Raw genomic sequence first — 24,091 nt, forward strand, 5'->3', positions numbered from 1 at the left:
TGTTCTGACCGGAGAGGTTGGGCACCTAGGCTGGAGCAATGACTTCGCCCGACGCGTCCCTGTCCGGCATCCGGCTGCGCCGTACCGGGGGGAACGCCGAGGAGATCGACCACCTGGCCGAGCGGTTCGGTGGGCGGGTCGGGATCGACGGGCTGATGGGCGACCTGAACCGGCAGGCCCGCCGCAGCCGGTTCGCGCTCGGACGCGCCGTGGACAGCGCATTCCGGTGGGAGCGCTCCGACACCCTGACCAAGCGCTGGTGGCCCCAGGGCATCACCACCTCCGCGGACGCCTTCGGCGAGGAGGGCGCCGGACGACGAATCGCGGTGGTGACCTGGTATTCGAAGCAGGTCGACGGCCTCAACAAGGGGTCGCGCCTGACCTTCGTCGACCTCGACACGCTGGCCTATCGGCACGTGCTGCTGGTGGTGCCCACCCGGGACGAGGAGGGCAGGATCGGCCTGGAGCCGCTCAAGGTCCATGCGGGCGGCATCGTCTGGGCGGGCCCCTACCTCCATGTCGCCGCCACCGGCCGCGGCGTGATGACCTGCCGGGTCGAGGACCTGCTACGCGTGCCGGACCAGGTCGGGGTCCGCAATCGCGACCTGCTCACCCTCGGGTCCTCCGGCTCCGGCAAGGCCTCCACCTTTGGTTACCGCTACGTGCTGCCGGTGCGCTTCTCCTACCGCGCCTCTGCTCAGGAGGGCCAGGCCGGCCTGCGGTATTCGTTCATGTCGATCGACTGGTCGGGCCCGGCCCCGGAACTGGTCGTCGGCGAGTACGGCCGGGGCACGGCCACCACCCGGCTGGCCCGGTTTCCGATCGACGCCGAGAGCATGCACCTGGTGATCGGCGCGGACGGACACAGTTCACCGATCATGCTTGCCGACGCCGAGACGCAGCGGATGCAGGGCGTTGCCGTCGCCCGGGGCATGGCCCACGCCACGATCTCCAACGGCCCGGTCTTCCCCGGCGACGTCCACGTCGGCCCACTGGAGGGCGTGCGCAGGGGCGGACGCCGGTTCCGCTGGGCGACCCCGATCGGCTGCGAGGACATCAGTTACTGGCCGGCCACCGACACGTTCTGGTCGGTCACCGAACACCCGCTACGCCGGTGGGTCTACACGATGCGGCGCACCTGGTTCGAGGACCGCGGGGCGCCCCGCCCCTGAGCGGGGCAGGCCGTGGCCTACTGCGGGCGCGGCGTACGGGCCAGTTGGCGCGCCTGGGCGACAAGGCGCCCCGCCGAGTCCCAGATCACCGCGTCCTCCTCGAACATGCCGCCGGCCATGTTCCTGGTCTCGTGGCGCACCTTGACCCAACCCGGCGCCGGCATCGCCCGCAGGTGGACCGTCAACTCGATGGTCGGCGCCCAGCCCGGCATGCCGAGGTCGAACGTCGCCGGCGGCAATGCGTCCGCGACGAGCAGCAACGAGAACGGGTCGAGGTCGCGGTCCCCGGAGAGCCGGAACCAGGCCTGGATGATCCCCTCGCCGCTCGGCTTGCCGATCGACCAACCGGCGTACGCCGGGTCGATGCGCATGTCGAAGCGGTCCATCAGCGGCGCCATCCGGCGCACTTCCTCGGGTGCCATCGACGTCGAGAAGCATTCCTCGACCGGCGGCAGCTCGGGTTCCACGTGCGTGGTGCGCACGGGCGCGTCGGGCAACGCAGCCAGGTCACCGAAAGTGGCCAGCGCGGTGATCCGCCCGGTGCCGTCCTGGGCCAGGTCACCCGCGACCGTGGCCACCTTCCCGCCGTCGCGGACCAGGCGGGTGGTGATCGTGGCCGGTCCGGGCCGGGTCGCGGAGAGGTAGTGCGCGGTGATCGAGAGCGGGTGCGGCTTGCCGGGTGCCAGCGCGCCGAGCGCTCGCGCGACGGTGGCCAACTGGTAGCCGCCGTTCACCCCGGCACCGACCAGCCAGCCCTCCTCCATCCCGGCCTCGAAGGTGCCCGGCGACACCTCGGTCACTGCGGTGTCGGTGTCGAACTCATGTCCCATGCCCGGAATCCTAGGCGGGCACGGCGGCAGCGTGCTCCCGGGTGGTGCTCAACTCCTGATCTGGTCCAGGACCGCCTTGGCCTGGGCCCGTGCCCCCGCGGCGTTGGGGTGGGCCGGCACGATGATCCCGAGATCGTTGATCGAGGGCCCGAGCAACTCGATGTAGCGCTCGTTGGGCGGTGCGCAGACGTCGTGGCCGACCGAGGGGGTGAAGGTGTCCACGAACTCGGCGCCACTGGTCGCTGCGGCCCGCTTGATCATCGCGTTCAGGGCCAGGAACGAGGTGCGGATGTATTCGCGGTCCTCGTCCGTGGCCGGCAGGAACGGATAGCACCCCTGCTCCGGCACCGCGGAGAGGTAGTCGACCAGCAGGATCCGCGCCTGCGGGGAGCGGCGGCGTACCTCGGCCACAGCGGCTACCAGCTTGGGCTCGGTGGCCCGGATCGCCTCGGCCAACTGGTCCACGCCCCCGGCGTTGAAGTGGTCGACGCAACCGCCGAGTGGCAGCCGCTTGGGCACCAAGGGCAGGCCGAGCTCGGGCAACTGCGGGACGGCGCCCACGGGAAGGGCAACCGGGAGCAGGCTCAAGCAGTCCATCGCGGCAGCAGCGACGCCCGCGTCGTTGCCGCCGATCCCGATGGTGACCAGGTCCGTGGTGGGGGTGAGCCGGTCGAACTGGGCCGGGTTGGTCCCGCCCAGGGGCAGGCCCGTCTGGGGCTCCCAGAAGTCGTCGCTGGTCGCGGAACCGCAGGTGGCGTCGCGGTGGATCTCGACGCCGAGTTCCTTCGCCACCAGCTTCGGGTAGTTGACCTGCGACTGGGCGCAGTCGATCGGCGCGTGGGTCATGTCCGGGAGGCCGTTGAGGTCGAGCAACTTGGTGTCGGCCGACCACGAGTCTCCCAGCGAGACGTATTCGCGGTAGGTCCGGGTCTGCTCTCTGGCCGGGGACGGGTTGACTGGCTGGTCGACCGCTTCGTCCGTGGCCGGGGCGGTCACCCGCGAGGGCGGGGTTACCGGCTCCGCCTCGCCGTCCGGCGCGTCGTCGCTGCGTTGCGCGGTCTCCTCAGCCAGCTCGGCCAGGGCGCGCACCGAAGCCGGGTCCAGTTCGGCGTCACCGGCGGCAACCGGACCTGTCGCGGCGCTGGCAGGCTGCGCCGGGGTCCCCTCGTCGGCGACGGTGGCGACCGTCCCGGCGACGAGGACCATGGGTACGACGGCAAGGCTCGCCAGGACGCGGCGCGACGTTTGCTTCATGCACCTACAACGGGCCAGGAGCGGCGAAGGTCACGCTCGGCCGGTGGGCTGGCCGCTGGATGGGCACTGCCTCCGCGGAGGCCTGCTAGAACTGGAGGGATGTCGCAAGCAGAGCTCTGGTACGTCAGCTATGGGTCCAACATGTGCCTGGCGCGGCTGCGCTGTTATCTCGAGGGCGGTCGTCCACCCGGCGCGAAGGTGACGTACGCCGGGGCTCGCGATGCGACCCTGCCTCGCCAGGACGCCGCAGTGATGTTGCCCGGGCGGCTCTACTTCGCCGGTGAGTCGCCGGTCTGGGGTGGCGGGGTGGCGTTCTATGACCACTCCTCTCCTGCCGCGGCCGCAAGCCGGACCCCTGCCCGGGCCTGGCGGATCACCACCGCCCAGTTCGCTGACGTCGCGGCCCAGGAGATGCACCGCCTCCCCACCGCCGACGACCCGCTGGAACGGATCCTGCTGGGGCCCTTGCCCGGTGGGCAGCACCGGGTCGGGCCGGGCAACTACGAGACCCTGGTCCACCTCGGTGAGCGCGACGGCTTGGCGATGTACACGTTCACCTCTCCCCATGGGTACGACGCGGTGCCCCACACCCGTCCCAGTGCGGCGTACCTGGCGATGCTGGCCGAGGGGCTCCGCGAGGCGCACGGGTGGAGCCAGGCGCAGGTCACCGACCACTTCGCACGCCTGCTCGGGCGGGCTACGGTTCCGGACTGAGCAGCGTGGCCACGGCCCCGATCCCGCGGGCCACCTCGGCGAAGGTGGTGCTCAGCGGGGAGAGGCCGATCCGCAGTCCATCCGGGGGCCGGAAGTCAGGGATCACCCCCTGCTGCCACGCGCGTGCGGTCACCTCCCGGAAGTCGGGGTGGGCCAGGGTGACGTGGCCGCCACGCAGGTCCGGGTCGCGCGGCGAGGCAAGCCGGACCCCCAGCGGGGCGAGCAGTTCGTCGGCGGCGTCGGTGGCGAAGGTGGTCAGGGCGACCGACTTGGCCCGGATCGCCGCGATCCCTGCCTGTTCGACCAGGTCGAGCATGTCGAGCATCGGTTGCATGGCGAGGATCGGCGGGGTGCCGCTGATGAAGGCGCGGATGCCGTCGGCCGCGACGTACGACGGGCCCATCGCGAACGGGTCGGCGGCGCCCATCCACCCCTGGATCGGCTGGGTGATCCGGTCCTGCGCCATGTGCGAGACGTAGCCGAAGGCAGGGGATCCCGGGCCGCCGTTGAGGTACTTGTAGGTGCAACCGACGGCCAGGTCGACGCCGGCATCGTCCAGGGAGAAGTCGACGACACCGACTGAGTGGCACAAGTCCCACAGCACCATTGCCCCGGCGGTGTGCGCGGCCTCGGTGATCGCCACCAGGTCGGCCAGGTGGCCGGAGCGATAGGCGACGTGGCTGAGCAGGACCAGGGCGGTCCGCTCCCCCACCACGGCACGTACGTCGTCCGCCGTGACGCCGCCGGCCGGGTCCGGGTCGAGCATCCGGATCCGCAGTCCCCGCTCGGCAGCGATGCCCTCGACCACGAAGCGGTCGGTGGGGAAGTTGCCGGTGTCGATGACGATCTCGTCGCGCCCCTCGGCGCCGTCCACTGCGGCGCGGACCAGCTTGTAGAGGAGCACCGTGGTCGAGTCCGCAACGATCGTCTGGCCCGGTCCGGAGCCGAGGGTGAGGGCGGCGATCCGGTCGCCGACCTCAGTGGGAGCGTGGAACCACTGCTCGTCCCAGGAGCGGATCAGCCGTTCACCCCAGGCACCGTCGAGGAAGTCGACCAGCCTGTCCCGGGTCGCCTTGAGGGGACGGCCGAGCGAGTTGCCGTCCAGGTAGGCGTGCACCCCGTCGGCCTCCACGAACGCCGGTGCGTGGGCGGCCAGTGGGTCGGCGGCGTCGAACCGGTCCGCCCATGCCGCGATGTCGTCGTACGTCATGACTCCTCCAGCGGTTGCCTGGCTGCCTGGTCCGGGATGTGCCGGGCGTCGGCCAGCCAGGCAACCAACTCCTCGGCGGTGTGCGGGCGTGGATGGGGCGAAGCGAGCACCGGTGGTCCGGCAGTCACGGCCGCAATCAGGTCCTCGCCGACCAGGCCCGCCCGGCCCAGGGCCAGGACCTCGGCGGCGTTGACCCCGACTGGCGTGGGCCCATTGCCCATGTCAGTGCCGTAGCGGACGGTGCCGCCGGCGGCCCGGAAGCGGACGATGTTGTCGATCGCGACCTGCTGCGCCTCCGGGGCGTGGATGGCCAGCGTGGAGAGCCAGGTCATCGGGGCCGCAGCAGCCAGGAGCGCATCGGGCAGGGACTCGGTCCACGGTGCGTGCACGAGGACGTCGACACCGGCATGGATGGCCCGGGCCGCGTTGCCCGACCCCTCGGCATGGGCCAGGACCGGGAGTCCGGCGTCGTGGGCGGCGTGGACCAGTGCAGCCAGGGCCTCCCCGGACAGGGCCGGGAAGTCGGTGTGCAGGGTGATCTTGAGCCGGTCGAATCCGGCGTCGGCCAGCGCCTCGACGGCGCGGCGAGCGTCCGTGGTGTCGGTGACGGCACGGATCGCGGCTGCGGGTGCCCAGGCGCGGCCGCTCGGATAGCCACCGGGTGCGGCGTGGAACGGTCCGGCGGCGCGGACCCGCACCCCGGCAGGTGGCTGGTCGCGGAAGGTGGCTGCCTCCCCGGGATCCCAGCCGAGGTCGTGCACCTCGACCACCGGTGATCCGACCAGGCGGTTCCGGTCGACCAGCCCGAGGTGGACATGGTGGTCGACGACGCCCGGCAGCACCGTCTCGCCCGGTGCGGGGTCAGTCACCGAGATGGGTCCTGACCGTGATCAGTTCGGGGAAGAAGACCAGGTCGAGGGCCCGCTTGAGGAAGTCGACCCCCGTGGAACCACCGGTGCCGGTCTTGAACCCGATGGTGCGCTGCACGGTGCGCAGGTGACGGAATCGCCAGAACTGGAAGGCGTCCTCCAGGTCGACCAGGTCCTCGCAGGTGGCGTAGGCCTCCCAGTGGGTGGCCGGGTCCCGGTAGATCTGTTCGAAGACGGCCACCAGGTCGGGAACCTCGACCCAGGGCTGCGCCACGTCGCGCTCCAGCACGGAGGTGGGTACGTCGAACCCGCGGCGAGAAAGGTGCCGCAGGAACGCGTCGTACACGGTGGGTGTCCGCAGTGCATCCTCGACCAGACGGTGCTCCTCGGGCCTGCCCTCGAAGAGGCGGAGCAGCTTCGCGGACTTGTTGCCGAGCAGGAACTCGACGGTGCGGTACTGCGCGGACTGGAATCCCGATGCACTGCCGAGCACGCCGCGGAATTCGGCGTACTCGCTGGGGGTGAGCGTGGCCAGCACGGACCACTGCTCGGCAAGGGTCTTCATGATGTGCTTGACCCGGGCGATGGACTTGCGGGCCCGCTCGGCGTCGTCGGCGTCGAGGTAGGAGCGGGCGCCGAGGAGCTCCTGGATCATCAGTTTGAACCAGAGTTCGGTGGTCTGGTGCTGGATGATGAAGAGCATCTCGTCGGGGTGGACCGGATCGCTCAACGGATGTTGCGAGGCGAGGAGCGTCTCCAGGCCGAGATAGTCGCCGTAGTTCATCGTGGCCGTGAAGTCGGTGCGGACCCCCTCCTCCAATTGGCGCTCGCCGTGCTCGATGCCGTTGGCGCCGGCCCTGTCCTGGTCCCTGTTGGTGCCCTCCATGACAGCAACCTACCGCGCTGTCAGGACCGGCGCAGGTGCCGCTTCTGGCACACTTCGGCGCATGGACGCGCAGGAGCAACCGCCGTACTCGGGACCGCAGGGGCTTCCTCCGCCGGGGCCTCCGGGACCACCCGCACGGTGGAACCGGAGAAGCCCGGGTGGGCGCTCGGGGTCGCTGGCGCCGGGTCGCTGGTGGCGCTGGTAGGCCTGTTCCTGCCCTGGTTCTCGGTGTGGCGCGAGCACTCCAGCATCGGCCGCGAGGACGAAGCGAGCGCCGGGATCTTCTCCGCCGTGGATGTGGTCACCCACGTGACCGACGGTGCCCGGTTGGCGCCGGAGGGTGGGCCTTCGCCCATCTCTTCATGCCGGTGATGGCAATTGTGATGACTGTCCTCTGTTGCCTGGTCGCTGCGGTGGCCGGGTTCGGCATGGGGCGCAGACATGCGGAGCAAGATCGTCGTCAGTCATGGCTTCTGGGCCTGGGGCGCCGGGATCGGCCTGGTGGGGCTGGCCGCGATGATCGGCCCGCGGGTGGTCTACCGGTTGGCGGACGGCACCGAGGTGGCACACCCCGCACTCGTCCCGGGCCAGGGTCCGCAGTGGATGCCGATGGTCGTCATGTACTCGTGTTCGGTCATGGAACCACGCTAGAAGCGGGACGCTTCGGCCCGAACCGAACCATCGCACAGGCGAGAAGCACAGGGCCCCGCCGATCATGAAGATCGACGGGGCCCAGCGGGGTCAGCGCAACTCACACGTTGAAGCGGAACTCGACCGAGTTCCGGCACCGAGGTGCCATCTCATACATTTTCCGCGTGGCGATCCGACTCACCGTGGCAGTTTCCGCGCCTCGATGAGATGACGCGTCGAATGAGCGATGAACGGCCCCTGCTGTTCAATGATCTCGTGCAGGTCACGAAGTCGCTCCCGATACCTCTCGACCGTGAAGCCCGGCACCCACCAGATCACTTTCCGCAAGAGATAGACGACGGCCGCGACGTCACGAATCTCGATGCGAAGCGTCGCCGTGCGTAGGTCGACGATGTCGAGCCCCGCTGCGATGGCATCGGCCGCCTCGTCGTCGGGGTGGCGGCCGCGTCGGGCTTCCGGCTGCGGGCCCAGAAAGAATTCGATCAACTCGAACGCGCTCTCCGGACCGACGTGCTGAGCGAAGTATGTGCCGCCCGGTCGCAGCACTCGCGCGATCTCGGTCCACCAGACCGTCGCTGGATGCCTGCTCGTCACGAGATCGAACGCATCATTGGCGAATGGAAGGGGAGGCTCATCAGGGTCGGCGACCACCACGACACCTCGCGGATGCAGTTTTCGAGCCGCCTTCGCGACATTAGGCGGCCATGATTCGGTCGCCACCGCTGTACGAGGGAAGACCTCTGCCTCGGCGAGAACCTCTCCCCCGCCCGTTTGGATGTCGAGGCTCGCGTACGCGCGCCCCAGACGCTTCGACAGCTGCCGAGCGTAACCCCACGGCGGCCGCTCTTCGGTCGCGCGCCCATCAAGCCAGGAGAAGTCCCAGCCCGACACGTCTGCTGATTCGCCCAGGTCGACGAGCCTGTCGAAGTGATCCATCACTCCATCATGACACGTCGGGGACGATCAGGTCCGTAGCGCCATCGCGCCCCAACACAACCACACGAGAACAATGAATTGCACTGACCAGACATTGAATCCGAATTCAACCACGTTCCGGCACGGAACAACGTTAGCGGGCTGGACGGGCGGGCGTGCCCATCGCTCCGACCGGTCGAAGTATCTGTCGAATGTGCAAAGCCGCCTAGGATCGCCATGAAGGATCTAACGCTGCCCCGCTGCTCGCGCTGGGCTAAAGACGCAGCCCTGAAGCCCTTGCTAAAATCCTGCCATGCGAAGGCGTCTGAGTACTGCTGACGAGCTCGTCACGGTACTACAGAACGCGTCGGACCCACGTGAGACCGAGCGGGTTCGAACCCGAGTCGCAACTAATGAATCGGTCATCGGTGTCCGGATGAGCACGTTGTTCGCGACGGCGAAGCTTGCCACCGACATCCCCGCAGCAGAACTCGAAAGACTATTCATCCATCCTGCGTATGAGCCGCGCCTCGCCGCATTCTGCATCCTCGATTTTCGCGCCCGTCGGCGCCTCTCCGCCAAGGAACGTGAGGACCTCGCCGCAATCTATCTCGACCACCACGACGCCATCACGACATGGGACATGGTTGATCGAGCAGCACCCCGGGTAATCGGGTGGCCGATCCTAAGCGACGTGATCGATTTTAGGGTCCTCGAAGACCTTGCACGATCCGACGACCCACTTCGACGACGGTCTGCGATCACCGCGCCATTATGGTTCATCAAGAAAGGAACAGATGGCGACGTCGCGCGTGGACTTGTCATTGCAGACCTGCTTGCTGACGACCCGCACCCTCGCGTCGCCGCCGCCGTCAAGATCTACCGCAAGCATGCAGCACGGCGCGATCAATGAACCGGGCAACTAAACGTTGAAGCGGAACTCCACCACGTCGCCATCAGCCATCACGTAGTCCTTGCCCTCCATCCGGACCTTGCCGGCCTCCTTGGCCTTCTGCATGGTGCCAAGCTCCGCCAGGTCGTCGAACGAGACCACCTCGGCCTTGATGAAGCCCTTCTGGAAGTCGGTGTGGATGACCCCGGCTGCCTCGGGAGCAGTCGCTCCCTTCGGGATGGTCCAGGCGCGGGTCTCCTTGGGCCCAGCCGTGAGGTAGGTCTGCAGGCCGAGGGTGTCGAAGCCGACCCTGGCGAGCACCTCCAGCCCGGGCTCGGTGACGCCGGCCTCGGCCAGGAACTCCACGGCTTCCTCGTCATCCAGCTCGATCAGCTCGGACTCGAACTTCGCGTCCAGGAAGATCGCCTCGGCAGGCGCGACGATCTCCCGCATCCTCGCCTTGAGTTCTTCGTCGGCCAGCTCGTCGGCGTCACAGTTGAAGACATAGATGAAGGGCTTGGCAGTGAGCAGGGAGAGCTCGCGCAGCAGCGACCGGTCGATGGAGGTCGCGATGATCGGCGTACCGGCTTCGAGCGCCTCCTTGGCGGCCTTGGCCGCGTCGAGGTTGGCAACGAGGTCCTTGTTCTTCCGCGATTCCTTCTCCAGCCGCTGTACCGCCCGCTCCACGGTCTCCAGGTCGGCGAAGATGAGTTCCGTCTGGATGGTGGAGATGTCGTTCGCGGGATTCACCTCGCCGTCGACGTGGGTGACGTCCTCGTCGCGGAAGACCCGGGTGACCTGGCAGATCGCCGCGGACTCGCGGATGTGGGAGAGGAACTTGTTGCCCAGGCCCTCGCCCTGCGAAGCGCCGCGCACGATGCCGGCAATGTCGACGAACTCGACGGTCGCCGGCAGGATCCGCTCCGAGCCGAAGATCTCCGCCAGCCTCGGCAGCCGCTCATCCGGCACGCCGACCACCCCGACGTTCGGCTCGATCGTCGCGAACGGATAGTTCGCCGCGAGGACGTCGTTCTTGGTCAGCGCGTTGAAGAGGGTCGACTTGCCCGCATTGGGGAGTCCCACGATTCCGATGGTGAGTGCCACGGGCGGTGAGTCTACGGCTCCGGACCGTCGACCCCGAATCGGATGGATAGGCTCTGGGCATGCCCCAGACCACTGACGCTCCCCGCGCGGCCCTGCTCCGGGAGCCGGCCAACCAGGTCTCCCCGGGCCAACTGAAGCTGTGGCGCACCACGGAGGCGATCGAGGCGCTGGTGGTTGCCCTCGCCTTGGGCGCGATCTGGATCTTCGTCCCGCGTCAGTGGTGGCTCGGCCCGCTGCTCGTGGTCCTGCTCTTGCTCAACATAGGACTGGCGCTCTGGATCCCGCGGCTCAAGTTCCGCATCCACCGCTGGGAAGTCACCCCCGGTGCCGTCTACACCCAGACCGGCTGGCTGGCCACCAAGCAACGGATCGCCCCGCTGTCCCGGGTGCAGACCGTCGACACGCGCCGCGGCCCGCTGATGCGGATGTTCGGACTGGCCGCGGTCACCATCACCACCGCTTCGTCGGCGGGGGCGATCGAGATCATCGGGCTCGATCAGGACGTCGCCACCCGGGTCGTCGCCGAACTCACCGAGATCACCGCCGCCGACGAGGGCGACGCGACGTGAACCAGTGGCAGCGCCTCGATGCGAAGGTGATGCTGGTCGGCCCGGTCGGGGCATTCAAGCAGTTCCTCCTCCCCGCCCTGATCGCGCTCATCGGGGTCGGCACGCAGCAACCGAAGTGGCTACTGCTGGCCGCCCCGTTGATCATCGTCGCCTCGATCGTGATCGGGGTCGTCCCGTGGTTCACCACCCGGTTCCAGGTCACCGACACGCAACTCGTGGTGACCACCGGACTGGTGAGCAAGCAGCGGCTCACGGCTCCCCTGGACCGGATCAGGTCCGTCGATCTCGAGGCGACGCTGCTGCATCGGGTGCTGCAACTGGAGAAGGTCCAGGTCGGCACCGGCGTGGACGACACGATGATCGAACTCAACGCCCTCTCGGTGTCCCAGGCTGCCGACCTGCGCCGGCTCCTGTTGTCCCGGCGCGGCACCTCCGCACCAGACGAAGCCCCTGCAGCCACCGGCACCCAATCCTCCGTCGGGGAGGCCAGCGAACCGTCAGGAGCAACGGCGCCGGTCGCTGAAGGCACACCGGTCCCAGCCGCGGACCTAGTCACCTTCTCCCCCACCTGGGCACGGTTCGCGCCATTCAGCCTCGGCCGCCTGGCCATCGCGCTGGGTGGTCTCGGCGCGCTCTTCCAGTTCAGCAGCGAGATCCGGATCGACCTCAGCGACAACGATGTGTGGAACAGGGTCGCTTCGGCCTCCCTGGCGTTGGTCCTCCTCGGCGTATTCGCCATCGCACTGGTGCTGTGGACGGCGCTGTCGATGGTCACCTACCTGATCGGGTGGTGGCAGTTGCGCCTCTTCCGCGAGGACGGCAACCTGCGCCTGACCCGTGGCCTGTTCACCACCCAGTCGACCACCGTCGAAGAGGCCCGGATCCGCGGCGTACGGCTGCGGGAGACGGCGCTGCTGCGCACCGTGGACGGCGCGGAGATCCATGCCCTGGTCACCGGGCTGGAGGACGCGACGTACGCCGTGCTGCCCCAGGCGCCACGCGCGGTCACCCATGCCGTCGCGGTCGCCATCCTCGGTGACGAGGAGCCGGTCCGGGTCGCCCTGGTGCCCCACGGGCCGGCCGCGCTGCGTCGTGCCCTGCTCCGCAACGTGGTCACTGCCGAGGTGCTCCTGCTGCCGGCGGTCGCGCTCCCCCTGTGGCTGGAGTGGGGCTGGTGGGTGCCCCTGGCCGCCGCCGTTGCCCTCGCCCTGTTCGGCCTCGTCCTGGGGCGGATGGAGTACCGGCACCTGGGCCACGCACTGACCACCGACCACCTGGTCGCTGGCTCCGGCATCACGGCACGGACCCGGACCGCGCTGCAGCGCACCGGCATCATCGGCTGGGTTTTCTCCCAGAACCCCTTCCAGCGTCGCCGCGCGCTGGCCACGCTGACGGCCACCACCGCCGCAGGCGCGGAACAGGTGGTGATCCGCGACGTACCGCTGGCACTCGCGGTGGCCCTGGCCGACCGGGCCACGCCCGGCATGCTGGCCGAGTTCACCGCTTGAGTAGATTCGCAGCCATGCGCATCGCCACCTGGAACGTCAACTCGCTCCGCTCCCGCATCGACCGCGTCGAGGCGTTCCTGCAACGCCACGAGGTCGACGTACTGGCGGTCCAGGAGACCAAGGCCCGCGAGGACCAGTTGCCCCTGATGGGCTTGCAGTCGCTGGGGTACGACGTGGCTGCGGTGGGCTACAACCAGTGGAACGGTGTCGCGATCATCAGCCGGGTCGGGATCGATGACGTCCAGGTCGGCTTCGACGAGATGCCGGGGTTCGGCGTGCCGCCGGTTGCCGAAGCACGGGCGATCGGTGCACTGTGTGGTGGGGTCAGGATCTGGTCGCTCTACGTGCCCAACGGGCGCAAGGTCGATGACCCGCACTATGCCTACAAGCTGGATTGGCTGGCTCGGCTGCGCACCGCCGCGCAGGCCTGGTCCGGTGAGCCGACCGCGCTGGTCGGCGACTGGAACATCGCCCCCTTGGACACCGACGTCTTCGACATCGCGCAGTTCAAGAACTCGACCCACGTCACCGAACCGGAGCGAGCGGCCTTCAACGCCTTCCTCGATGACGGGTACGTCGATGTGGTGCGCCCGCACTTGCCCGAGCCAACGTCGTACACCTATTGGGACTACTACCGGCAGCGCTTCGAGCGGAACCGTGGCATGCGGATCGACTTCGTCCTTGGTTCTCCCTCGTTCGCCTCATGTGTCACCGGAGCCTTTGTCGACCGCGATGAGCGCGACCCCGCCCAGGGCATTGGGAGCCCGTCCGACCATGCTCCGGTCGTGGTCGACCTGGGCAACTGAGTTCAGGGCGGGGCGTCGCACGCTCTCCCCGTTCCGGCATGGCGAGTTGTGTCGGGCCCCTGTGATGGAGTGCTGGCATGGAAGATTTGCAGCGGTGGGAGTTCGACGCGGAAGGCCTGTTGGCGTTCGCGGAGTCCACTCTGCTGCAACGACGCCAGTTGGACGTGGACGACCTGCGTGCTTGCGCGCACTGGTGCATGTTGCATGGCGAACCGCCGGCTCGGGAGTCGCGGGGCGGTCCGCGGCTGGTCCGGGTGGGTGGGGCTGGTACGCCGCCGGTGCAGGATCTCAGCCTGGCCGAGTTGGCGTTGGCGCGGCGCACGCATGTGTTGGCGACCCGGTCGACGATGGCCGACGTGCTCGATCTGATCCACCGCCTCCCACGCTGCTGGCAGGTCGTCGAAGCACTTGAATGCGAGGTGTGGGTGGCACGCCGGGTGGCACGGATGACCCGCCACCTCACCCACCCCGAGGCCGCCTACGTGGACACCGCCGTGGCTGATGCGCTGGCCGGGGAGCAACCCGGGCGCCTGTTCACGCTGGTGGAAGCGAAGATCATCGAAGCCAACCCCACCGCGCATGCGCATCGCATCGCCGCCGAGAGGGCCCGCCGCTACGTCTCCGTGGGGCGGGTGGATGAGGCCGGGTTGCGCCACGTGATCGCACGGGTCGAGCACGGCGATGCGATCTGGGTCGACGCCCTCATCGGGCGCATCGCTGACATCCTCGCCGAACGCGACACCGCCACCGGTGCCCCCGAACGAGACGTCGACCTCCGCCGCTCCGAAGCCTTCGGATGGCTCGCCCGCCCCGCAGAACTCCTCGCACTGCTCCTCGAACACGCCGACGACGCTGCGGACCCCGCCGAGAACGCCGAGTCGGCACCAGTTGACGCAGATACGGGCGCTGACCCCGGGGAGGACGCAGAGCCCGACGATGAGCCCGGTGGCGAACCGGGGGCTGGGTGGATCCGCGGGTTCCCCGCACGCCTGCTCGAGGTGCTCCGCAGCATCAACCCCGCCAAACTCCGCCCCCAAGCCGTCGTCTACCTCCACCTCCACCAAGCAGCCCTCACCAGCACCGGTACAGGTGTGGCGCGGGTCGAAGACGGCGGCGGTCCCCGCCTCTACGAGCACGTCAAGGACATCACCGGTGCCGCCCACGTCACCATCACCCCCGTCATCGACCTCAACGACCACATCAACATCAACGCCTACGAACACCCCCACTGGCTCCGCGAACGGATCCACCTGATCAACCCTGTCGAACCCTTCCCCCACTCCACCCGCGGCGACACCAGGACCGGCACCGACATCGACCACGTCACCCCCTACCAACACACCGGCAAACAGTCAGGCAAGGCACCACCGGGGCAGACCGGCACCCACAACGCAGCACCCCTGTCCCGCTACGCCCACAGGGTCAAAACCCACGCGAACTACACCGTGCGACAACTCAAGCCAGGCACCTATGTCTGGCGCACCCCCCACGGACGGCACTACCTCGTCGACCACACCGGCACCCACCACCTCGACGAGACAGAAGCCCACGCCCTCATCCTCCGCGCCACCGCACCTAGAATGATCCGGATCCGCTACCCCGACATGGTCAACAAACCAGCAGCCTGAACCCCGTGCCGGAGCAGGGCAACTGTCGGTGGCCTGGTCCATGCTGGTGGACATGGAGATCCTGTTGCTTCTCATCGGCCTCGTCCTGGGCGGTCTGATCGGTGCGCTCGGTGTCGCACTCTGGCTCCGCTCCCGACCCACCGGGGGCGAGGCGGTCGCCGCCCTGGAACGTCGCGCGGCCGATGACGCCCTGCTCCGTGACGGCCTGGACCGACTGGCCGAGCAGATGCGCGACCTGGAGCACAACCGTGCCACGTGGCAAGGCCAGTTGCGCCAGCAAGTGGAGGACGTCCGCCTCTCCGCAGAAGGACTGCGCCGCGAGACCACCTCCCTGTCCACGGCCCTGCGCAAGCCGCAGGTGCGCGGGCGCTGGGGCGAGATGCAGTTACGGCGCGCCGTGGAGGTGGCGGGCCTGGTCGACCGGTGCGACTTCACCGAGCAGCACCACACCAGCCATGACGACGCCGTGCTCCGCCCTGACCTCGTCGTCCACCTGGCCGGCGGGCGCAACGTCGTGGTGGACAGCAAGGTCGCCCTCGACGCCTTCCTCGACGCGACCGCCACCGACGACGCTGACCAGCACCGGGCCCACATCCAGCGCCATGCCCGTCAGGTACGCATCCATGTGGATGCCCTCGGCAGCAAGCGCTACTGGCAGGCGCTCGACGGCTCGCCAGAGTTCGTGGTTCTCTTCCTGCCTGCCGAGTCGTTCCTCTCCGCGGCGCTGGACGGTGACCCACGCCTGATCGAGCATGCCGCCGAGCGCAACGTCGTCCTGGCCACTCCCACCACCCTGATCGCCCTCCTCAAGACGGTGGCACTCGGCTGGACCCACGAGAGGCTTGCGGAGCAGACCCAGGCAATCCATGAGCTGGCCCGTGACCTGCATGCGCGCCTGGGCACCTTGGGCGATCACTTCGACAAGATGGGTCGCTCCCTGAAGGCTTCCGTCGAGCACTACAACCGCGCCGTCGGCTCCCTGGAGTCGCGCGTCCTGGTCACCGCACGGCGGTTGGAGGACCTGGGCGTGCAGGGCGAGCACCTGCGCCCTCCCGAGCCGGTCGTGGAACAACCCCGTCCGTTGACCGCGGCCGAACTGCTCGACGCAGTGGCCGAGCCGCGACCCGAACTCCCCGCGCCGGCGCCGGGCCACGTTGACGCTCGGCGGACCGGCTGAACTACCCTGCCCGGGTGAGGTCTTCTTCGATCCGGGCGAGGTGCACACGAGCGCTGGCTGTCACGGCCATGTGTGCGGCCTCTCTCGCATGGGGAGCCCCTCCTCCCGCTGCTGCCGGCCCGGATGGCTGCCTGGTCAAACCCGGTGTGCCAGCGCCGACCGACATCCCCTGGGCGCAGCAACGCCTCGGATTCGATCGTGTCGCGCCACTCGCGAACGGCGCGGGGCAGGTGGTCGCCGTAATCGACAGCGGCATCACCAAGAAGCACCCACAGACTGCGCCGATCAAGACGGTCGGCTCACGCAACGTCATGGGGGCGCCTTACGCCACCGACAGGCTCTTCGATTGCGAGGACTACGGACACGGGACCCGGGTGGCCGCCATCATCGCTTCCCCTGCGCAGGAGGGCGTCGCCTTCCGGGGACTCGCGCCAGCGGCGACGATCATGCCGATCAAGTACTTCGACAAGGACACCCAGGACATCGGCAACGATTCGGCCGCCATCGCCCGGGGTATCAACGCAGCAGTCAAGGCCGGCGTGGACGTGATCAACCTGTCCCTGGTCACTCCCGACACCCCCGCATTGCGGGCAGCCGTCCAGGCAGCGGGGCGCGCCGACATCGTCGTGGTCAGCGCCTCGGGCAACCGGCAGGGCGATGGGGAACCGCCGCGCTATCCGGCCGCGTACGCCGCCGAGGAAGGCTTCGAGCACGTCCTGGTGGTCGGCGCCACGGACAGCGCGGACATGGTCCCGGACACGTCCGTGCAGGGCGATTACCTCGGCGTCGTGGCACCCGGCGTCGACATCCTTGCCCCGACCCAGATCGAGGGGTACGCCGCACTCGACGGGACCAGCTTTGCCACGCCCTATGTCGCTGCGACCGTCGCGCTGGTCCAGCAGACCCACCCGCAGTTGACCGCGCCCGAGGTGGTCAACCGACTCAAGGCGACCGCCGACCGTCCCGGCAAACAGGTTCCTGACGCCGCATACGGCTGGGGCATCATCAACCCCTATCGGGCCATCACCGCAGAGCGCGACGACACCGGCGTGGCCGGCACGGCCGACGAACTGTCGCCGGTTGCCGCACCGGACCTGCCGCCGCCTCCCGACCACACCCTGCGCAACCTCGGCTACGCCGTCGGCTCCGGCCTCCTCGGACTGGCCCTCATCGTCGCGATCGGGACCGTGGCGTGGCGCCACACCCGCGAACGTGAACGCTGACCCCGTTGCCGGGTCCGCTCAGGAATCAGCGGGGGCCGTTGAGCCTCCAGCCTGTGGACGCTCTGCATCCAGGGTGAGGATCTTGCCGGTGACCGGGGCCATGTCCAGCTTCACCACGCCTTCGACCACCGTTTCGGTGGGGACGATGGAGGGGAAGGCGTTGGGTGCCAGTCCGTTGACCCGGACGCCGAACGAATCGAACTCGCGTGCCATGTGCCGGGTCAGGTGGTCCTGGGCCGCCTTGCTGGCAGCGTAGACACCCTGGCCGCCGGGGAAGACCCCCCGACCGGCAAGACTGGACACGTTGACCACGTTGCGGTTGACTGCACGATTCTCCAGCGCGCGGGAGGTCCAGAAGCGTTGGGCGAACCGGGCCGCGAGCCGCAGCGGCAACTCCACGTTGACCGCAAAGTGCCTGGCCATGTCGTCCATCGCAGCGTCGCCGTCGACCAGTCCGGAAGGATGCCACGCCGAGTAGGCAGCATTGTTGACCAGCAGGTCCACCCGTCCATGGCGGGCGAGCACAAGGTCCACGACGTGCTCGACCTGCCCCGGCTGCTCGAGGTCGGCATGGACCAGGAAGACCCGGCCAGGGTTCACGTCCGCGCCCGGGTCGAGGGGGTCGATGAATGACTCGTGCTGCGAGGGTGCGGCTGGCACCCGGGTGCGGCAGACGGCAACGATGTCGTAGTCGCGTGCGTGGGCCTGGCAGAAGGCGCTACCCAGTCGGCCTCCTGCTCCGGTGATGACACAGACACGACGCTCACCAGTGGACAATGCTCTTCTCCCCCCAACGCGCAACGGCGTCCTTCTTGCTCCGGTGCAACCACATCACGACGGACGTGCGCGGCTTCCGGTTGCCGAGGAAGCCATGCCAACTGAACGGCGTGCACTCGAACATGACCAACGAGTTGTTGACCGGTGGGACCGCCGCGCTCGGGCCCTGTGCCGCGCCGGACATCGATGCATACAGGGCGGTCTCCCCGCCGTCCCCCGGCTCCCATTCGGGATTGCCGAGATAGAAGAGCAAGGCAACGCCCCGGATCGTCTCCCGGGCGTCGGCCTCGGAGCCGGGCTCGGGGCCCCGCTGGTGGTCGACCTTCGCGTTGTCGACCAGGCTGATCTCGTCCGGGCCGGGAACGGGGCCCGCGAACCAGCTCGGGTTGAGGTCGTTGTGCGGCCACCCACTCTTGCCTCCCGGCTCGTGGTGGTGCAGCGTTGCGGACACGTCCCCGGTCGCCTCCAGGCCCCAGATCCCGGCAATCATGTCGTGCCAGGCCCGGGAGACGAAGATGCCGAGGGGACCGTCGCGATGGACGCGCAACTCGGCCGAGCTCGCGTCGTACGCGCCCATGTTCCGGGCGAGACCGTCCGGGGAACCGACGATCCCGGTCGTCTGCTGGTGCAGTTCCCGATAGAACTCGGGAGTGAAGACGTTGCTGGCGACGACGTGGTCGAAGGGTCGCTTGCGGCGGACCCAGCGGCGATGCGCCAGCACGTCGTGGAGGTCATCAATCGCGTGCATGGACTCTCCGTTCCCGCTGGGCTGCGTCCCGAAACGCGCAATCCCTGCTCATCGGGCAGCGGGACGCCTCGACCGCAGGAGGAGGAATCCGAGGCCGACCAGGAGGACCAGCCCGAGGCCGACCGCCAGGACGACCGGCACCACAACGGAGTCGTCCGAGGTCCCGCTGCCACTCTCGGCTCCCTCGGGAGCCTCACCAGCGCCCGGCCCTGCTTCGTTCCCCGGTGACGCGGTGTCGGTCGCCTCAAGATCATCCAGGCGGTCGAAGACCGGGTTCGGGGCATCCTCCGCAACTTCTGCTTCGATGGCCTGGAGCGGGCGGATGGCTCCGTACCCCTCCCCGGGGATCGGCTCCGTGGTCGGGGTGTCCTTGCCCGTGCCGATGGTGCTCAGCGGCCGGGCCGTGGCCAGCATCCGGGCCACGACCTGGCGCGGATCGAGGTCAGGGTGCGCGGCACGCACCAAGGCCAGGCTGCCCGATGCGAGCGCGGTGGCGTTGCTGGTGCCGGCCGAGGTGACCGACCCCGACTCTCCCGGGACGAAGGCGAGCATGTCCTCGCCGGGTGCCACCACAGTTTGATAACTGGCCCACTGGCTGTCCTCCCACAGGCTCAACTCGGGCTCGCCATTGGGATGGTTCGATCCCGACCAGCCGTAGGCGCCGACGGCAACCACGCCGGCACAACTGGCCGGGGACATCTGGGTGTCCTCTGTCACGCCGTCACGGTGCAGGTTCCCCGTGCCCGCGACGAGGACCATGCCGGCCTCGATGGCCTCGGTCACAGCTTGCTGCATGTCGCCGTCGCACTTGGCTGTGGAGACGAAGGACATGCTCACGACCTCTGGGGGATCCTCCATCGCGGCCAGGGTGCGCAGCGCCTGCGTCGCCTGCCGCGCATTGCCTACATCCGTCATCAGCACGGGCAGGATCATCGCCTCCGGCGCAATGCCGAGCATGCCGCGGCCAGTGCCACGTCCGGCGATGTACGTCGCCATCATGGTGCCGTGCGGGTTGCTCTCGTTGACCCGGTCACCCCGGCCGGTGCCGTCATAGCGGAACCCCGGCAGCACGGCTCCCGCCAGGTCACCGGAGGGGTCCACCCCGCTGTCGACGACGGCCACAGTGATCCCGGCACCGCGGGTGTGCTCGGCCCAGACCTTCTCAGCACTCAGCGTGTCGAGCCACCACTCGGCCTTGCGCACCGATGGGTCGTCGGCCACAGCGGGTGTCGCGAAGAGCGCTGTGACGGCGAGTGCGCCGGCCACGAAGAGTGCCAGAAGGACGCTCCGTTGCCGGCGACCCGACAGGTCCGAGAGGGGCATGGTGCCAGCCTAGGTGAGGTCCGGAGGTACGTCCTCGCCGCCCCAGACGTCCTCGTCCTCAGCGAGCCAGGTGGAACGTTCCTGTTCCTGTCCCTCCTCGTTGCCGGCACGTCCGGGCATCATGCCGGGCCCCATGCCTCCGCGCCCTGCAGCGGCCAGGCCACCGCCGGAACCAGCTCCCGCGCCGCCTGCGCCGAGGCCACCTCCGGCCGGGCCGCCACCGACGCCACCTGCGCCGACGCCGCCACCACCGCTGAGGCCGCCGCCGCCGAGTCCCCCGCCACCAAGGCCGGCCCCACCGGGGCCGCCCGTGGACAGGCCGGTTCCTCCGCCGCCGGGACCGATCCCGGCCAGCTGGGAGTCAGTCTCGAGGCCGGTGCCCGGGCCGGGCATGCCGGGACCAGGAGTGCCGGGACCCGGCGTACCGAAACCGGGACCGGGTGTGCCGGGACCTGGGTTGCCAGGGCCTGGCTCCCCGAAGCCGGGGCCGGGGGTGCCGGGGCCCGGCATGCCGACGCCGGGGCCTGGCGCTCCGGGACCGGGGAACCCCGTGCCCGGACCGGGTACTCCGCCCGGGGTCGGCGTGTAGGGAGTGGCCATCTGGCCATCGAAGTCGTGCCATTCCACGCGGCCGGGCATCTGGTTGATGGCCCCCTGGTAGTCCTCCTGCCACTGCGCCATCAACGCCTTGGCCGCGTCATCCTGGTTTCCGTCGACAGTCACTCCCGCCCCCGGGTTCAGGATGACACCGGGATTGAACTCATAGCCGAGGGTGACCGGGCCGACGTCCCACCCATCCGAGAGGCCGGTCGCCTGGTCCTTGATCCCGTACCACTTGGTGCGGAAGGTTTCGAGCTCGGAAGCGATCTTGGCGGCGTCGTCGGCAAGGGTGCCGGCGTCCGTCTTCGCCTGGGTGAGTTTGGTCATCGCCTCCTCGGATGCCTCGTTGCCACTCCAGGCTTCCTCGAGGCGATCCATCAGGCTCTGCACCCGGGGGCCGATGTCGGAGGAGGCAAAGGTGTTGATGCCGTTCATCACGTCGATGATCGGATCCAGCAACTCCGGTTGGCTGGCCGCGATCCGGTCTCGCGTCTTGCCCGAGTCGAAGTCGCCCTCGACCCAGAAGTTCCAGTCCTTGGCGCCGGTGTCCTTGTAGTTCCAGTCCTCACTCATCAGATGCCCCCTGAGGTCTCGTTCGAGGTGGCCGTCTGGCGGTTGGCGTCCTCGGAGTTCTCGTATTGAGTGGCCGTGGCCTCCGCGGCCTGGGCGAGCCACTCGAGGCTGGAGGCCATGGCGTTGTACTTCGCGTCCATCGCGTCGTAGACGTAGGTGTACGCCTTCGCCGGGGAATCGCCGATGTTGCTGTCCGGCCACATCGACGAATAGGCCGCCTGCAGGTTGTGTGGACCTGCGTCGCGGGTGAAGTCCTCGTATCGACCGTTGGTGCTGGCGCCGTGGCCCTCACGGATGTCGTCTGCCAGGTCCTGGGCCATGGTGGCCACTTCGTGGAGCTTCTCCGGGTCGACCCGGAAGCCCTTGCCCTCTCCAGCCACTCTTCTCTCCTCTTCCCGAAATCTTGTTGCCCACTGACGACGGCCGGACCGCACCTTGTGGCACCGTCCGACCGCCGTCAACGCATGGGCATGCTGGGTCCTGCTCAGGCCCAGGTGTTCTTGGCTGCGTTCTCCGCGCCCTGGTAGTTCGCCTGGGCGGTGCCGACTGCCTGGCCGATCTGCTGCAGGGTGGTGGCCATCTGAGCGGCCGCCGCGTCCCACTGCTGCTTGCACTGGAAGTAGGCCTCGCGTGCCTCACCGTCCCAGGTCTGGAGCATGGGCTGCAGGTTCGACTCGAGGTCGTCGAGGCTGGCCACGAGCGAAGCATGCGCCTTCAGAATGCCGGCCTGACCGGCTTCCAGGGATCCGAAATTGACCTTGATCTCACTCATTTGGTCGTCCTCACATCTCGTTGATCTGGCTGGACATGCTGCTGATCGCCGCGGACTCCTGCTCCTCCTGCGCCGCGTAGGTGGCGCGGGTGGAGACGAGGGCCTCGTGCATGGCACCGAGCGACGCGTTGATCTTGTTCGCCTGTGCCTCGAAGTTCGTGTGCAGGTTGCCGAAGGCGGAAGCAGCGCTGCCGCCCCAGCCGCCGAGCATGGTGGTCACCTCGTTGCGCAGGGTGTTGATGTGTCCCTGCACCTGCTGGGTGGCTTCGTCGACGTGGGCCGCACCAGCGGCCATCGCCTCTTGACTGGTATTGAATCCGGTCACGGTTCCTCCTCCTGATTGGGGTCAGTGCCCGCAGCCTTCCCAGCGGCATCAGGCCTAAACGAACGTACTCCGGAAAGTTCGCACTTGTCGCCCCCAACCCTCCCCGGGCCGGATGACCAGGAGGTGAACTCGCGGTCGGCTATCCGCCGATCGGTGTACGCGCGGCGACCGGATCCAGCGCGGCACCGTCCGGGATGATGCCGAGCACCTCGGCCCGGATGCGTACGACGTCATCGACCCCATAGCCGAACCCGCCCAGGAGGTCGATCGACTGGCTCGGGTAGGCCCGGCCGGGACCGGTCACCAGGTAGACGACGCTGCCTTCCTGCGTCGCGGCCAGGAGTCCCTTGCCGGGCTGGACGAAGACCTCGTCGGCCATGCCGGCACGGGAGGCCTCCGACTCGCTCGTCGGCGCGCTCGAGGCGTCGCTGCCTGGCAGCGCAAGGTGGTCCGGGGTGGATTCGTCACCGAAGACCACGCAGGCGCCGGCTGCCTCGGCCGCACCGGGGGCAATCGTGGGCAGCACCTCCGGCAGCCCGTCCATCCCCGCGGCCCGGGCCATCGAAGTGGAGTCGTCGATCTCCCCCATCTCGATGACCGAGGAGAAGGACATCGGGACCGGGTCCATCCGCTTGCCGTCCAGGACCGCGGTGCGCAGGAGCCTGGCCTGGACCTCCGAGACCCGGGCCACGCCCTGGTCGAGGACGACACGGAAGGTGCCGTCGTCCACCTCGATCACCTGGCCCACCACCAGGTCCTGCCCCGCCAGGCTGACCTGTGTGCCGGCACCGGGCACCCGCGGCGTCTGGAAGCCGGGTCCCATCGGCACCGCGGTGAGGAAGGCGCTGGCGACCTTGACCGGGGTCGCGCTGATCTGGAGGGCGGCCTCGACGGACTGCTCGACAGGATGGCGGCGGCCCTCGTAGAGCAGGAAGCGCTCGCCCTCGAAGGATTCGACATAGACCGCGTGCTCCGGGTCGATGAGTCGCGCCTCCTGGTCCGTGCCCACGTCGACATGGACGACCGCGGTCACGTTGACTCCCTCGACCCGGGGCTGGGAGCAGACCGTGACTGGCCCGGAGACGAGGTCGTCGGGCGCTGGCATCGAGTCGGGCAGGCCCACCACACCGATGGTCTCGCCGCGGTCCACCTTTGCCAGGTCACCCCGGGACGCCTCCAGGACCTCGACCGGGCCGGTCGAGCCGGTGGCCAGCACCGCGGAGGCGTAGTTGACGGCCGGGTGGAGCTGGCCGTCGATCATCACGTAGCGCGCCCCCGTCTCCTTCTCCATCACGACGGCGCCCTCGGCCTGCCAGTCATTGCTCCCGCCCCCCTTGAGGAGGCCGATCACCGCGAAGACCGCAGCCACGATGATCGCCACCATGATCCCGCTGACCGTCATCAGGGTGATCCGCCTCATCGGCGGTTCGACGGCGTCAGGCTCACCGGTGACGAGTGCGGACATCGCCCGACGGGTCATGAAGCGGTAGGCGTGCAGCTGGTCGCGACGCGTCTGCATCCCTGCCTCCTCCATGCGTGAACAGGCCCGCCACGGCATCGGGCTC

General features: G+C 68.9%; 26 protein-coding genes. 11 read left to right on the forward strand and 15 right to left on the reverse strand.

Going from position 1 to position 24,091, the window contains the following annotated elements; translation table 11 throughout:
* Positions 1-38: 38 nt before the first annotated feature.
* Positions 39-1,172 (forward strand): hypothetical protein, encoded by a 1,134-nt coding sequence (locus Q9R27_RS09240; RefSeq protein ID WP_311252083.1) that lies wholly within the window; start codon positions 39-41, stop codon positions 1,170-1,172.
* A gap of 17 nt (positions 1,173-1,189) precedes the next feature.
* On the opposite strand, the gene Q9R27_RS09245 is transcribed toward Q9R27_RS09240, so the two are convergent.
* Both Q9R27_RS09245 and Q9R27_RS09250 read right to left on the reverse strand, forming a co-directional pair.
* Entirely contained in the window at positions 1,190-2,002 is an 813-nt protein-coding gene (locus tag Q9R27_RS09245) for a thioesterase family protein (RefSeq protein WP_311252084.1), read from the reverse strand.
* Between the two features lie 48 nt (positions 2,003-2,050).
* Entirely contained in the window at positions 2,051-3,256 is a 1,206-nt protein-coding gene (locus tag Q9R27_RS09250) for a GDSL-type esterase/lipase family protein (protein WP_311252085.1), read from the reverse strand.
* 99 nt (positions 3,257-3,355) lie between these two features.
* Between Q9R27_RS09250 and Q9R27_RS09255 the strand changes: the two genes are divergently transcribed.
* Positions 3,356-3,970 (forward strand): histone deacetylase, encoded by a 615-nt coding sequence (locus tag Q9R27_RS09255; protein ID WP_311252086.1) that lies wholly within the window; start codon positions 3,356-3,358, stop codon positions 3,968-3,970.
* Here the strand turns inward: Q9R27_RS09255 and Q9R27_RS09260 are convergent.
* Genes Q9R27_RS09260 through Q9R27_RS09270 form a run of 3 tightly spaced genes read right to left on the reverse strand, consistent with a single transcriptional unit; the run spans position 3,954 to position 6,935 of the window.
* Entirely contained in the window at positions 3,954-5,180 is a 1,227-nt protein-coding gene (locus Q9R27_RS09260) for an aminotransferase class V-fold PLP-dependent enzyme (protein WP_311252087.1), read from the reverse strand. The genes Q9R27_RS09255 and Q9R27_RS09260 overlap by 17 nt on opposite strands.
* Positions 5,177-6,049 carry a hypothetical protein gene (locus Q9R27_RS09265; protein ID WP_311252088.1) on the reverse strand — a complete coding sequence of 291 codons (873 nt, stop codon included), beginning with the start codon at positions 6,047-6,049 and terminating at the stop codon, positions 5,177-5,179. The genes Q9R27_RS09260 and Q9R27_RS09265 overlap by 4 nt, the downstream gene beginning before the upstream one ends.
* On the reverse strand, positions 6,042-6,935 hold the full coding sequence (locus Q9R27_RS09270) for a tryptophan 2,3-dioxygenase family protein (protein ID WP_311252089.1): 894 nt from the start codon (positions 6,933-6,935) through the stop codon (positions 6,042-6,044). Before Q9R27_RS09270 ends, Q9R27_RS09265 begins: the two co-directional genes overlap by 8 nt.
* Before the next feature lie 138 nt (positions 6,936-7,073).
* Here Q9R27_RS09270 and Q9R27_RS09275 point away from each other — a divergent pair, with 138 nt between their 5' ends.
* Positions 7,074-7,307, forward strand: a complete 234-nt coding sequence (locus Q9R27_RS09275; RefSeq protein ID WP_311252090.1) for a hypothetical protein — start codon at positions 7,074-7,076, stop codon at positions 7,305-7,307.
* Positions 7,308-7,376: 69 nt separating this feature from the next.
* A complete protein-coding gene (locus Q9R27_RS09280) occupies positions 7,377-7,586 on the forward strand; it encodes a hypothetical protein (RefSeq protein ID WP_311252091.1) in 210 nt (69 codons plus the stop codon).
* A gap of 177 nt (positions 7,587-7,763) precedes the next feature.
* Here Q9R27_RS09280 and Q9R27_RS09285 read toward each other — a convergent pair whose 3' ends face one another.
* Entirely contained in the window at positions 7,764-8,522 is a 759-nt protein-coding gene (locus Q9R27_RS09285; protein WP_311252092.1) for a class I SAM-dependent methyltransferase, read from the reverse strand.
* Positions 8,523-8,814: 292 nt separating this feature from the next.
* Between Q9R27_RS09285 and Q9R27_RS09290 the strand changes: the two genes are divergently transcribed.
* Positions 8,815-9,414, forward strand: coding sequence for a DNA alkylation repair protein (locus tag Q9R27_RS09290; RefSeq protein WP_311252093.1), 600 nt, complete (start codon positions 8,815-8,817; stop codon positions 9,412-9,414).
* A gap of 9 nt (positions 9,415-9,423) precedes the next feature.
* Here the strand turns inward: Q9R27_RS09290 and ychF are convergent, their stop codons facing one another.
* Positions 9,424-10,497, reverse strand: a complete 1,074-nt coding sequence (gene ychF, locus Q9R27_RS09295) for a redox-regulated ATPase YchF (RefSeq protein ID WP_311252094.1) — start codon at positions 10,495-10,497, stop codon at positions 9,424-9,426.
* 59 nt (positions 10,498-10,556) lie between these two features.
* On the opposite strand from ychF, the gene Q9R27_RS09300 reads away from it, so the two are divergent.
* From Q9R27_RS09300 to Q9R27_RS09325, 6 genes are all read left to right on the forward strand, one after another.
* Positions 10,557-11,066, forward strand: coding sequence for a PH domain-containing protein (locus tag Q9R27_RS09300; RefSeq protein WP_311252095.1), 510 nt, complete (start codon positions 10,557-10,559; stop codon positions 11,064-11,066).
* Complete coding sequence (locus Q9R27_RS09305; protein WP_311252096.1) at positions 11,063-12,574, forward strand: PH domain-containing protein; 1,512 nt, start codon at positions 11,063-11,065, stop codon at positions 12,572-12,574. Before Q9R27_RS09300 ends, Q9R27_RS09305 begins: the two co-directional genes overlap by 4 nt.
* Before the next feature lie 14 nt (positions 12,575-12,588).
* Positions 12,589-13,380, forward strand: coding sequence for an exodeoxyribonuclease III (locus Q9R27_RS09310; protein ID WP_311252097.1), 792 nt, complete (start codon positions 12,589-12,591; stop codon positions 13,378-13,380).
* Positions 13,381-13,457: 77 nt separating this feature from the next.
* A complete protein-coding gene (locus Q9R27_RS09315) occupies positions 13,458-15,008 on the forward strand; it encodes a hypothetical protein (protein ID WP_311252098.1) in 1,551 nt (516 codons plus the stop codon).
* A gap of 52 nt (positions 15,009-15,060) precedes the next feature.
* On the forward strand, positions 15,061-16,185 hold the full coding sequence (locus Q9R27_RS09320; RefSeq protein WP_311252099.1) for a DNA recombination protein RmuC: 1,125 nt from the start codon (positions 15,061-15,063) through the stop codon (positions 16,183-16,185).
* A 230-nt stretch (positions 16,186-16,415) separates the two neighbouring features.
* Positions 16,416-17,408 carry a S8 family serine peptidase gene (locus Q9R27_RS09325; RefSeq protein WP_311252100.1) on the forward strand — a complete coding sequence of 331 codons (993 nt, stop codon included), beginning with the start codon at positions 16,416-16,418 and terminating at the stop codon, positions 17,406-17,408.
* Positions 17,409-17,426: 18 nt separating this feature from the next.
* Here the strand turns inward: Q9R27_RS09325 and Q9R27_RS09330 are convergent, their stop codons facing one another.
* The 8 genes from Q9R27_RS09330 to eccB all read right to left on the reverse strand — a co-directional run bounded on the left by Q9R27_RS09330 (position 17,427) and on the right by eccB (position 24,045).
* Positions 17,427-18,185: an SDR family oxidoreductase gene (locus tag Q9R27_RS09330; RefSeq protein WP_311252101.1), complete on the reverse strand. Its 759-nt coding sequence runs from the start codon at positions 18,183-18,185 to the stop codon at positions 17,427-17,429.
* Positions 18,172-18,933, reverse strand: a complete 762-nt coding sequence (locus Q9R27_RS09335; RefSeq protein ID WP_311252102.1) for a 2OG-Fe(II) oxygenase — start codon at positions 18,931-18,933, stop codon at positions 18,172-18,174. The genes Q9R27_RS09330 and Q9R27_RS09335 overlap by 14 nt, the downstream gene beginning before the upstream one ends.
* A gap of 48 nt (positions 18,934-18,981) precedes the next feature.
* On the reverse strand, positions 18,982-20,256 hold the full coding sequence (locus Q9R27_RS09340) for a S8 family serine peptidase (protein ID WP_311252103.1): 1,275 nt from the start codon (positions 20,254-20,256) through the stop codon (positions 18,982-18,984).
* A 9-nt stretch (positions 20,257-20,265) separates the two neighbouring features.
* Positions 20,266-21,429, reverse strand: a complete 1,164-nt coding sequence (locus tag Q9R27_RS09345; protein WP_311252104.1) for a hypothetical protein — start codon at positions 21,427-21,429, stop codon at positions 20,266-20,268.
* Positions 21,429-21,809 (reverse strand): hypothetical protein, encoded by a 381-nt coding sequence (locus Q9R27_RS09350; RefSeq protein ID WP_311252105.1) that lies wholly within the window; start codon positions 21,807-21,809, stop codon positions 21,429-21,431. The genes Q9R27_RS09345 and Q9R27_RS09350 overlap by 1 nt, the downstream gene beginning before the upstream one ends.
* Positions 21,810-21,913: 104 nt before the next feature.
* Complete coding sequence (locus tag Q9R27_RS09355; protein WP_311252106.1) at positions 21,914-22,201, reverse strand: WXG100 family type VII secretion target; 288 nt, start codon at positions 22,199-22,201, stop codon at positions 21,914-21,916.
* Between the two features lie 10 nt (positions 22,202-22,211).
* Positions 22,212-22,526, reverse strand: coding sequence for a WXG100 family type VII secretion target (locus Q9R27_RS09360; protein ID WP_311252107.1), 315 nt, complete (start codon positions 22,524-22,526; stop codon positions 22,212-22,214).
* Between the two features lie 139 nt (positions 22,527-22,665).
* Entirely contained in the window at positions 22,666-24,045 is a 1,380-nt protein-coding gene (eccB, locus tag Q9R27_RS09365; protein WP_311252108.1) for a type VII secretion protein EccB, read from the reverse strand.
* Positions 24,046-24,091: the final 46 nt, after the last annotated feature.

It is taken from the genome of Nocardioides sp. AE5 (assembly GCF_031844485.1).
Classification (GTDB): Bacteria; Actinomycetota; Actinomycetes; order Propionibacteriales; family Nocardioidaceae; genus Nocardioides.